Below are 10151 nucleotides of genomic sequence, written 5' to 3'. Positions count from 1 at the left end.
CACGTTCACCCGTTGTCCGGGCGGGGCCGCCTCCAGCCAGGCGAGGAATCCGGTCAGCGCGTCCTCGCTCATCGCGAGTTCCAGGCGCGTGCCCCGGTGCCGGCAGGCGAGGATCACCGCGTCGGAGAGCAGGGCCAGTTCCTCCTCGCCCTCCGGGTCGCGGCGGCCCGCCACCTCGATCGCCGAACGTTCCAGGACGCGGCGCGGGCGCGGGGCGTAGGAGAAGACGCGGTACCACTCGACACGGTCGCCGTTGTAGCGGGCGACACCGTAGCTCCAGCCCTTGCCGTTGGTATCGGGTTTCTCCGGGACGCCCCAGCGCAGACTGCAGTCGAAGGTGCCGCCCGACCGCTGGATGAGCCTGCGGCGCAGACCGAAGACGAACAGCCCCACCACCATGAGGGCGACGACGATTCCGCACACAGTCAGAGCGAGGACCATCGGCACCGACCTCCTCGTCTCCTAGGTAACGGAACGGAAAAAACACCCGGATTTGCCTCAGCCGCGACCGGGGCCGGATTGCTCCGGCACCAGCCGCGGCTGAGTGTCACGTCATTCGTACGCGCTGTGGTCAGCTCGACGCCGCCGCACGCAGTCGAACGTCCGCGCGGCGCTCCGCGGAGGCGTCGGCCTCCGCCTTCGCGCGCTCGAGCGCCCGCTCCGCGCGCTGGACATCGATCTCGTCCGACAGTTCGGCGATCTCGGCCAGCAGCGACAGCTTGTTGTCCGCGAACGAGATGAAACCGCCGTGCACCGCGGCGACGACCGTTCCACCATCACTCGTACGGATGGTCACCGGGCCCGACTCCAGCACACCGAGCAGCGGCTGGTGACCGGGCATGACGCCGATGTCGCCGGACGTGGTGCGCGCGACGACCAGGGTGGCCTCGCCGGACCAGACCTTGCGGTCGGCCGCGACCAGCTCGACGTGCAGCTCAGCAGCCAAGGGTGGCTCCTCGGGTCACCACCCGGCGGTCGCCGGGTGTTGGTCTGAATTCTAGTAGGCGTGGGGAGAGGGGCGGACCGCACCCCGCGGGAACGCGCCCACGGGGTGCTTCTCCACCCCTCTCACCAAGAAGCAAGACCTGTCACGGACCCGGGTGGGCCCGCCGCAGGCGGCCGTCAGGAGACGCCCAGCTCCTTCGCGTTCTTCTTGAGGTCGTCGATGCCACCGCACATGAAGAACGCCTGCTCCGGGAAGTGGTCGTACTCGCCGTCGATGATCGCGTTGAAGGCCGCGATCGACTCCTCCAGCGGGACGTCCGAACCGTCGACGCCGGTGAACTGCTTGGCGACGTGGGTGTTCTGGGACAGGAAGCGCTCCACACGGCGGGCCCGGTGGACGACGAGCTTGTCCTCCTCGCCGAGCTCGTCGATGCCGAGAATCGCGATGATGTCCTGGAGGTCCTTGTACTTCTGCAGGATCGTCTTGACGCGCATGGCGGCGTCGTAGTGGTCCTGCGCGATGTAACGCGGGTCCAGGATGCGGGACGTGGAGTCCAGCGGGTCCACGGCCGGGTAGATGCCCTTCTCGGAGATCGGACGGGACAGAACCGTCGTCGCGTCGAGGTGGGCGAACGTGGTGGCCGGGGCCGGGTCGGTCAGGTCGTCGGCGGGAACGTAGATCGCCTGCATCGAGGTGATCGAGTGACCGCGGGTCGAGGTGATGCGCTCCTGGAGGAGACCCATCTCGTCGGCCAGGTTCGGCTGGTAACCCACCGCGGACGGCATACGGCCGAGCAGGGTGGAGACCTCGGAACCGGCCTGCGTGAAGCGGAAGATGTTGTCGATGAAGAACAACACGTCCTGCTTCTGCACGTCGCGGAAGTACTCCGCCATCGTCAGACCCGCGAGGGCCACGCGCAGACGGGTGCCCGGCGGCTCGTCCATCTGGCCGAAGACCAGGGCGGTCTTGTCGATGACGCCCGAGTCGGACATCTCCTCGATGAGGTCGTTGCCCTCACGGGTGCGCTCACCGACACCGGCGAACACGGAGACACCGTCGTGGTTGTTGGCGACACGGTAGATCATCTCCTGGATGAGCACCGTCTTGCCGACGCCGGCGCCGCCGAACAGGCCGATCTTGCCGCCCTTGACGTACGGGGTCAGCAGGTCGATGACCTTGACGCCGGTCTCGAACATCTCGGTCTTCGACTCGAGCTCGTCGAAGTTCGGCGCCTTGCGGTGGATCGGCCAGCGCTCACCGTCGTACGTCGCGTCGACGTTCAGCACCTCACCGAGGGTGTTGAACACCTTGCCCTTGGTGAAGTCGCCGACCGGGACGGAGATGGCGGCACCGGTGTCCGTGACCGGGGCCTGACGGACCAGGCCGTCGGTGGGCTGCATGGAGATGGTGCGGACCAGGCCGTCGCCCAGGTGCTGCGCGACCTCGAGGGTCAGCGTCCGCTTCTCCCCCTCCTTGGCCGGGTCCAGGACCTCGACGTGGAGGGCGTTGTAGATGTCCGGGATCGCGTCGACGGGGAACTCCACGTCGACGACCGGGCCGATGACCCGCGCGACGCGGCCCGTCGCCGTGGCCGTCTCAACAGTGGTGGTCATTAGTAGTCACTCCCCGCGGTCGCGTCGGCCAGGGCGCTGGCGCCACCGACGATCTCGCTGATTTCCTGGGTGATTTCGGCCTGGCGGGCCGCGTTGGCAAGCCGGGTGAGGTTCTCGATGAGGTCCCCGGCGTTGTCGGTGGCCGACTTCATCGCCCGCCGCGTGGCGGCGTGCTTCGAAGCGGCCGACTGGAGCAGCGCGTTGTAGATACGGCTCTCCACGTAGCGCGGCAGCAGGGCGTCGAGGACGTCCTCCGCCGAGGGCTCGAAGTCGTACAGCGGCAGGATCTCGCCCTTGCCGTGCGTCTCCTCCGCCACCTCCTCGAGGCTGAGCGGCAGCAGACGGGCATCGAGCGCCGACTGCGTCATCATCGAGACGAACTCGGTGTAGACGATGTGGAGTTCGTCCACGCCGCCGTTCGCCGTCTCCTTCTCGATGGCCTCGATCAGCGGAGCCGCGACCTTCTTGGCGTCCGCGTACGTCGGGTCGTCGGTGAAGCCCGTCCACGACTCCGTGACCTTGCGCTGACGGAAGTTGTAGTGCGCGACACCGCGACGGCCGACGATGTACGTGTCGACCTGCTTGCCCCCGCGCTCCAGCCGCTCGGTCAGCTGCTCCGCCGCCTTGATCGCGTTGGAGTTGAAGGCGCCGGCCAGACCACGGTCGCTCGTCAGGAGCAGCACCGCGGACCGCCTCACCGTCTCGGCCTGGGTGGTCAGCGGGTGCTTGGTGTTCGAGCCGGTACCGACCGCCGTGACCGCGCGGGTGAGCTCGGTCGCGTACGGCGTGGACGCCACCACCTTGCGCTGCGCCTTGACGACGCGCGAGGCGGCGATCATCTCCATCGCCTTCGTGATCTTCTTGGTCGCGCTGACGGATCGGATGCGACGCTTGTAGACCCGGAGCTGAGCTCCCATGAGTCAGGTCCCTTCCTTACGTCACTTGGCGGCTGCGGCCAGGACGTCCTCGCCGAGCAGCTTGCCGTCCGAGGTCTCGAACTGCTTCTTGAACTCCGCGACGGCGTCGTCGATCGCCTGGATCGTGTCGTCCGACATCTTGGCGCCCTCCTTGATGGAGGTCATGAGGCCCTGGTGCTTGCGGTGCAGGAAGTCCAGGAGCTCACGCTCGAAGCGGCGGATGTCGGTGACCGGAACGTCGTCCATACGACCGTTGGTGCCGGCCCAGATCGAGACGACCTGGTCCTCGGTGGCCATCGGCTCGTACTGGTTCTGCTTCAGCAGCTCGACCATGCGCTGACCGCGCTCCAGCTGGGCCTTCGACGCGGCGTCCAGGTCGGAACCGAAGGCGGCGAACGCCTCCAGCTCACGGAACTGGGCGAGGTCCACGCGCAGACGGCCGGAGACCTGGCGCATGGCCTTGTGCTGGGCGGAGCCACCGACGCGGGAGACCGAGATACCGACGTTCAGGGCCGGACGCTGACCGGCGTTGAACAGGTCGGACTCCAGGAAGCACTGGCCGTCGGTGATGGAGATGACGTTGGTCGGGATGAACGCCGAGACGTCGTTGGCCTTGGTCTCGACGATCGGCAGACCGGTCATCGAACCGGCGCCCATGTCGTCGGAGAGCTTGGCGCAGCGCTCCAGCAGACGGGAGTGCAGGTAGAAGACGTCGCCCGGGTAGGCCTCGCGGCCCGGCGGACGGCGCAGCAGCAGGGACACGGCGCGGTAGGCGTCGGCCTGCTTCGAGAGGTCGTCGAAGATGATCAGGACGTGCTTGCCCTGGTACATCCAGTGCTGGCCGATGGCCGATCCGGTGTACGGCGCCAGGTACTTGAAGCCGGCCGGGTCGGACGCCGGGGCGGCGACGATGGTCGTGTACTCCAGCGCGCCGTTCTCCTCCAGCGCGCGGCGGACCGACGCGATGGTCGAGCCCTTCTGGCCGATGGCGACGTAGATGCAGCGGACCTGCTTCTTCGGATCGCCCGAGCGCCAGTTGTCACGCTGGTTGATGATCGTGTCGACGGCCAGGGCGGTCTTGCCGGTCTGCCGGTCACCGATGATCAGCTGGCGCTGGCCACGGCCGATCGGGGTCATGGCGTCGACTGCCTTGTAGCCGGTCTCCATCGGCTCGTGCACCGACTTGCGCTGCATGACCGTGGGGGCCTGCAGCTCGAGGGCGCGGCGGCCTTCGGTCTCGACCTCGCCGAGACCGTCGATGGGGTTGCCGAGCGGGTCGACGACACGGCCGAGGTAGCCCTCGCCGACCGCGACCGAGAGCACCTCACCGGTGCGCTGCACCGGCTGGCCCTCCTCGATGCCGCTGAACTCACCGAGGACGATGGCACCGATCTCGCGCTCCTCGAGGTTGAGGGCGAGGCCGAGGGTGCCGTCCTCGAACTTCAGCAGTTCGTTGGCCATGGCCGAGGGCAGACCCTCGACCTTCGCGATGCCGTCGCCGGCAAGGGTGACCGTACCGACCTCCTCGCGCGAGGCCGCGTCCGGCTTGTACGACTGGACAAAGTTCTCCAGCGCGTCCCGGATCTCCTCCGGCCGGATCGTGAGCTCCGCCATCTGGGTTCCCTGCTCTCCTTGTTGGGCCCGAAGTTTCTGTGGGGGTCTGGGGGCGACCCCCAGGAATCCTCTGCACGGCCCAACTCGGGCCGTTGTACTGCGTATGGAGTTGCTGCTAGCTCGCCATGCGGCGGCGGGCGTCCCCGAGCCGGTCCGCGATCGAACCGTTGATGACCTCGTCGCCGACCTGCACCCGGATCCCGCCGAGGACCTCGGGGTCCACGTCCAGGTTGAGGTGCATCTGGCGGCCGTAGAGCCTGGCCAGTGCGGCACCGAGGCGCTGCTTCTGGGTATCGCTCAGCGGCGCCGCCGAGGTGACGACGGCGACCATGCGGTCACGGCGCGCGGCAGCGAGCTTGGACAGGGACTCGAGTCCCGCTTCCAGGCTACGTCCCCGCGGCGCGGTCACAAGGCGCGTCACCAGACGCTCGGTCGTCACGTTGGCACGACCGCCGATCAGCCGCCGCAGCAGCTCGATCTTGGCCGAGGTGCTCGCGGCCCGGTCGGTCAGCGCGGCACGCAGCCCGGTGTCCGAGGAGACGATCCGGCTGAACCGGAACAGCTCGTCCTCCACGTCGTCGAGCGCGTCCGCCTTCTCGGCGGCGGTGAGGTCGGCGAGGTTCGCCAGCTCCTCGAGCGCGTCCACCAGGTCGCGCGGCTGCGACCAGCGGGTACGCACCACGCCGGACACCAGGTCCACGGTCGGCCCGCTGACCTGGGCGCCGAGCAGGCGCTGGACCAGTTCGGCCTTGGCCTCACCGGGCTGCGCCGGGTCGGTGAAAACCCGACGCAGCGACGCCTCGCGGTCGAGCAGCGCGGTGACGGCGGCCAGCTCGTCGGCGAGCTGCGTAGCGTCCACGGACGTCGAGTCCGTCAGCGCGTCCAGACGCTCACGTGCGGCAGCCAGGGCCTCGCGGCTCGCTCCGTTCATCGCGCGGCCTCGGCCTTCTCCTCGAGCTCGTCGAGGAAGCGGTCGATGACGCGGCTCTGCCGGGCGTGGTCCTCGAGGGACTCACCGACGAGCTTGCCGGCCAGCTCGGTGGCCAGCGTGCCGACGTCCTGCCGCAGTGCCTGAGCGGCGGCCTTGCGGTCGGCCTCGATCTGCGTGTGACCGGCGGCGACGATCTCCTCACGCTGCCGCTGGCCTTCCGCCCGCATCTCGGCGATGAGGGTGGCACCCTGCTCCTGCGCCTCCTGGCGCAGACGCGCGGCCTCGTGCCGGGCCTCGGCGAGCTGGGCCTTGTACTGCTCAAGGACGCTCTGGGCCTCGACCTTCATGGCGTCGGCCTCTTCGATACCGCCTTCGATCGCCGCGCGACGCTCCTCCAGAACCTTGTTGATGTTCGGAAGCAGCTTCTTCCAGAAGAAGAAGAACACGATGGCGAAGGCGATGGTGCCGACGAGCAGCTCCGGGCCCGGGGGGACGAGCGGGTTCTGCTCGGTCTCCTCGGCCGCCAGCTGTACCAGGTTGGCGATCACATCAGTGCCTTTCGTCGATTCGTGTCGGGTAAGAGCTGATTACTTACCGAACACGAACGGCATAACGATGCCGATGAGGGCGAGCGCCTCACAGAAGGCGAAGCCCAGGATCTGGTTGGCACGGATCAGACCGGCAGCCTCGGGCTGGCGGGCCAGGGCCTGCGTGCCGTTACCGAAGATGATGCCGACGCCGATGCCGGGGCCGATCGCAGCGAGGCCGTAGCCGATCGAGCCGACGGAGCCGTGGACACCAGCGGTGGCGGCGAGGGTCTCAAGAGCGGACATGCCGGTTCTTCCTTCTCTTTCATGGACCGGTGGGGGTTGGCCACCGGACGTCTCGAGGTTGGCGGGGTGGTACGGATCAGTGGTGCTCGGAGAGAGCGCCCTGAACGTAGGAGCAGGCGAGAAGCACGAAGACGTACGCCTGGACGGCCTGGACGAAGAGCTCGAAGCAGATCATGGCCATCGTCATCACGAAGGAGACACCGGCGCCCACGACCAGCCAGCTGTTCAGCAGGTACCAGGAGGCCACGGTGAACATCACCAGCATCAGGTGGCCGGCGAACATGTTGGCGAAGAGTCGCACCGCGTGCGTGAACGGGCGGACCAGCAGGTTCGAGAAGAACTCGATGACCATGACGAGCGGCAGCACGGCGCCGAGCGACTTGTCGTAGCCGGTGACGTTCTTGAAGAAGCCGACGAAGCCGTGCTTCTTGAAGGTCAGCACCACCCACGTGATGTAGACGACCGCGGCGAGTACTGCCGGGTAGGCGATGACCGACGACACCGGGAACTGGGCCAGCGGGATCACGGACCAGACGTTCATGATCCAGATGAAGAAGAACAGCGAGACCATGAGCGGGACGTACTTCTCGCCCTCCCGCTTGCCGAGGGTCTCGTACACGATGCCACGGCGCACGAAGTCGTAGCCGGCCTCGCCGATCATCTGCACCTTGCCCGGGACGACCTTGGCCTTGCCGAAGGCGGCCCAGAAGAAGGCGACGATGACCAGGGTGGCGAGGAGGGCGAGCAGCATCACCTTGTTGAACTCGAAGCCCCCCACCGTGGCGAGCGGCTTGAACATGAAGGACTGCAGGCCCGGGGCCGGGAAACCGCACCCGTTGTCGGACAGGACCCGACAACTCCAGTCAAAGGCGAGCTGGGTCTGGTCAGCACTCACCGCGGGCTCCTTCGGCGTGACGCATGGGTACGGCAACCTCGTTGTGTCGGCGCGGCGCGCAGCCGCGGATCGGCACCGGACTGGTGTTACGGATCTGGGGGCGGCTTGGGGCCATCGAGCCTCGCGATTGAGCAGGCGTCAGCTCAAGTGCCCGCGCCCGCGATGCCGCAGTTGGCACCGGACGATAGCAGGATCTCTCACACGTCTTTATCCCGGCCCTACCCCTCACGACGCGGAGCCCGCCTTCTGGGACTTCTCGCGCTCCTGGGAGTCCGGGTCGACATAGAACAGCTTGGCCTTCATGTGCGCACGTGCCTGCGAGGCCATCCACACGACGGTCGCGACCACGAGCGAGAGGGCGAACGCCTTCGCATTGAAGATGGTCGTGTCCTTGAAGAGGCCCACGAAGATCAGAAGCAGTAGGAGCTGGGCGACGTAGAGCATCAGGCCCATGGCCTGGAACAGATGCGGGAGCGTTTTCGCCGTCCACTGCAGGACGTACAGGCCGATCCCCATGAAGAGGATGGCCAGCACCACACCGACAGCCGCGCCGAGCGCTCCCTTGCCCCCCGCGACCGCACCGCTCACGGCCACGGCGATCACGCCGACGGCCGCTGTGGGCACAGCGGTCAGCAGTAGGTTCCGGGCGTCATTGGACGGCATGGCGGCAACTCCGCATTCAAAGGGGGCAGGGTGTCGTCATGGACGAGCGTAGTCCCGGGCCGAGTAGGGTCCTCGCACCGAGGGTCCATCTCACCGGGTCCATCGGCTCGTTCCCGGGGTTCTCGTGAACGGTATCACAAACTATTTGATGTGGTCTTTACCTAGGCGGTGTGCCCGCCGTCACACATGAGGGTGAACACGCCCGTCTGCGCAGGCGCTAGGGCGACTTGTCTGGTATTGAAGCCCTTTGGGCCCTCACGGGTCGGCAATGCGTCAGTCAGATTCTTACCTGTACGTCACCGGGACGACTCGGCCTTGCGTCGGTCCAGGCGGACCCGGCTACCGATGGCCGTCGCCCCGTTGACGCCCGCGGTGATCGGGGTGAGCTGCTCGTGCTCGGGCTCCGGCTGGTCCCCCGCCCCGCATGCGGCGGCCGCGACCGGCGCCTCGGCCGCGCAGCTGCTGCTGCGCCGGTAGCGCGGCGGGACGAAGCTCTCGGCCCAGCGCGGGGCACGGGGAGTGAACCTCGGCAGCAGGAGCAGGACGAGGCCGAACGCGCTCAGTGCGACGATGCCGAGCACGATCCACAAGGACGCCGAGTTCACCGAGTACGCCAGGGCCCCGAAGGAGATGAGCGCCGCCCAGAAGTACATGATCAGCACAGCCCGGCTGTGGGAGTGCCCGATGTCCAGGAGCCGGTGGTGCAGATGCCCGCGGTCCGCGGCGAACGGCGACTGGCCGCGCCAGGTGCGGCGCACGATCGCGAGCACGAGGTCGGCGGCCGGGACCGCGATGATCGTCAGCGGCAGCAGCAGCGGGATGTACACCGGGACGGTCTGGTGGACCGTCTCGCGCTCGGAACCGTAGAACAGGTTCATCGCGTCCGGGTCCACCTGGCCGGTGATCGAGATGGCCCCCGCGGCCAGCACGAGCCCGATCAGCATCGAACCCGAGTCGCCCATGAAGATCCGCGCCGGGTGCAAGTTGTGCGGCAGGAAGCCCAGGCACATGCCCATCAGGACGGCCGCGAACAGGGTCGCGGGGGCCGCCGCCTCCAGCCCGTAGCCGTACCAGATTCGGTACGCGTACATGAAGAACGCGGCCGCCGCAATGCACACCATGCCGGCGGCGAGGCCGTCGAGACCGTCGACGAAGTTCACCGCGTTGATCGTGATGACGACCAGCGCCACGGTCAGCAGGGTGCCCTGCCACTGGGTGAGCGAGACCGTGCCGACGCCCGGGACGGGCAGCCACAGGATCGTCAGACCCTGCATGACCATCACGCCCGCGGCGATCATCTGGGCGCCCAGCTTGATCAGGGCGTCGATCTCGAACTTGTCGTCCAGCACGCCGATCAGCCAGATGATCGCGGCCCCCGACAGCAGTGCCCGGGGCTCGTTCGACTTGGCGAAGACCTCGTTGAGGTTCTCGAGGTGGTCGGCGACCAGCAGGCCCGCGCACAGGCCGAAGAACATGGCGATACCGCCGAGCCGGGGAGTCGGTTCCCGATGCACGTCACGGGCCCGGATCTCCGGCATGGCTCCGGCCACGATCGCGAATTTGCGTACCGGCCCAGTCAGCAGATACGTCACCGCGGCCGTGATGCAGAGCGTCAGCAGGTATTCACGCACTGGCTTCCCCACAGGTCTCGCTGAACGTCCTCAGCACCACACCCTAGCTTCGCGCGCATATGGTTGAGGACAACCGGGTAGCGATGATGGTTGCACGTTCGGCTGTGC

At 67.6% G+C, this 10151-nt stretch carries 11 protein-coding genes; all 11 read right to left on the bottom strand.

Features of this window, described 5'->3' with window-relative positions:
- On the bottom strand, nt 1–441 hold a 441-nt coding region (locus tag VXC91_RS25390; RefSeq protein WP_329509646.1), incomplete at its 3' end, for a DUF2550 domain-containing protein.
- 130 nt (nt 442–571) lie between these two features.
- Nucleotides 572–946 (bottom strand): F0F1 ATP synthase subunit epsilon, encoded by a 375-nt coding sequence (locus VXC91_RS25385; protein ID WP_329509645.1) that lies wholly within the window; start codon nt 944–946, stop codon nt 572–574.
- Nucleotides 947–1122: 176 nt separating this feature from the next.
- Complete coding sequence (atpD, locus tag VXC91_RS25380) at nt 1123–2559, bottom strand: F0F1 ATP synthase subunit beta (RefSeq protein WP_329509644.1); 1437 nt, start codon at nt 2557–2559, stop codon at nt 1123–1125.
- Complete coding sequence (locus tag VXC91_RS25375) at nt 2559–3476, bottom strand: F0F1 ATP synthase subunit gamma (RefSeq protein ID WP_329509643.1); 918 nt, start codon at nt 3474–3476, stop codon at nt 2559–2561. Before VXC91_RS25375 ends, atpD begins: the two co-directional genes overlap by 1 nt.
- A gap of 21 nt (nt 3477–3497) precedes the next feature.
- Entirely contained in the window at nt 3498–5090 is a 1593-nt protein-coding gene (gene atpA, locus VXC91_RS25370) for a F0F1 ATP synthase subunit alpha (protein ID WP_329509642.1), read from the bottom strand.
- Between the two features lie 115 nt (nt 5091–5205).
- Nucleotides 5206–6021 (bottom strand): F0F1 ATP synthase subunit delta, encoded by an 816-nt coding sequence (locus VXC91_RS25365; protein ID WP_329509641.1) that lies wholly within the window; start codon nt 6019–6021, stop codon nt 5206–5208.
- Nucleotides 6018–6569, bottom strand: coding sequence for a F0F1 ATP synthase subunit B (locus tag VXC91_RS25360; protein WP_329509640.1), 552 nt, complete (start codon nt 6567–6569; stop codon nt 6018–6020). Before VXC91_RS25360 ends, VXC91_RS25365 begins: the two co-directional genes overlap by 4 nt.
- Nucleotides 6570–6608: 39 nt before the next feature.
- The gene (atpE, locus tag VXC91_RS25355; protein WP_059130009.1) at nt 6609–6854 is read right to left on the bottom strand and encodes an ATP synthase F0 subunit C; all 246 of its coding nucleotides are present in this window, start codon (nt 6852–6854) and stop codon (nt 6609–6611) included.
- Between the two features lie 76 nt (nt 6855–6930).
- Entirely contained in the window at nt 6931–7701 is a 771-nt protein-coding gene (gene atpB / locus VXC91_RS25350; RefSeq protein ID WP_329509647.1) for a F0F1 ATP synthase subunit A, read from the bottom strand.
- 273 nt (nt 7702–7974) lie between these two features.
- Entirely contained in the window at nt 7975–8412 is a 438-nt protein-coding gene (locus VXC91_RS25345; RefSeq protein WP_329509639.1) for a hypothetical protein, read from the bottom strand.
- Between the two features lie 296 nt (nt 8413–8708).
- Nucleotides 8709–10043: an MraY family glycosyltransferase gene (locus VXC91_RS25340; protein WP_329509638.1), complete on the bottom strand. Its 1335-nt coding sequence runs from the start codon at nt 10041–10043 to the stop codon at nt 8709–8711.
- Between the last annotated feature and the right edge of the window lie 108 nt (nt 10044–10151).

It is taken from the genome of Streptomyces chiangmaiensis (assembly GCF_036281785.1).
Classification (GTDB): Bacteria; Actinomycetota; Actinomycetes; order Streptomycetales; family Streptomycetaceae; genus Streptomyces; species Streptomyces chiangmaiensis.
The sequence above is the reverse complement of the archived record's forward strand: the minus strand, read 5'-3'. Positions and strand labels throughout refer to the sequence as shown.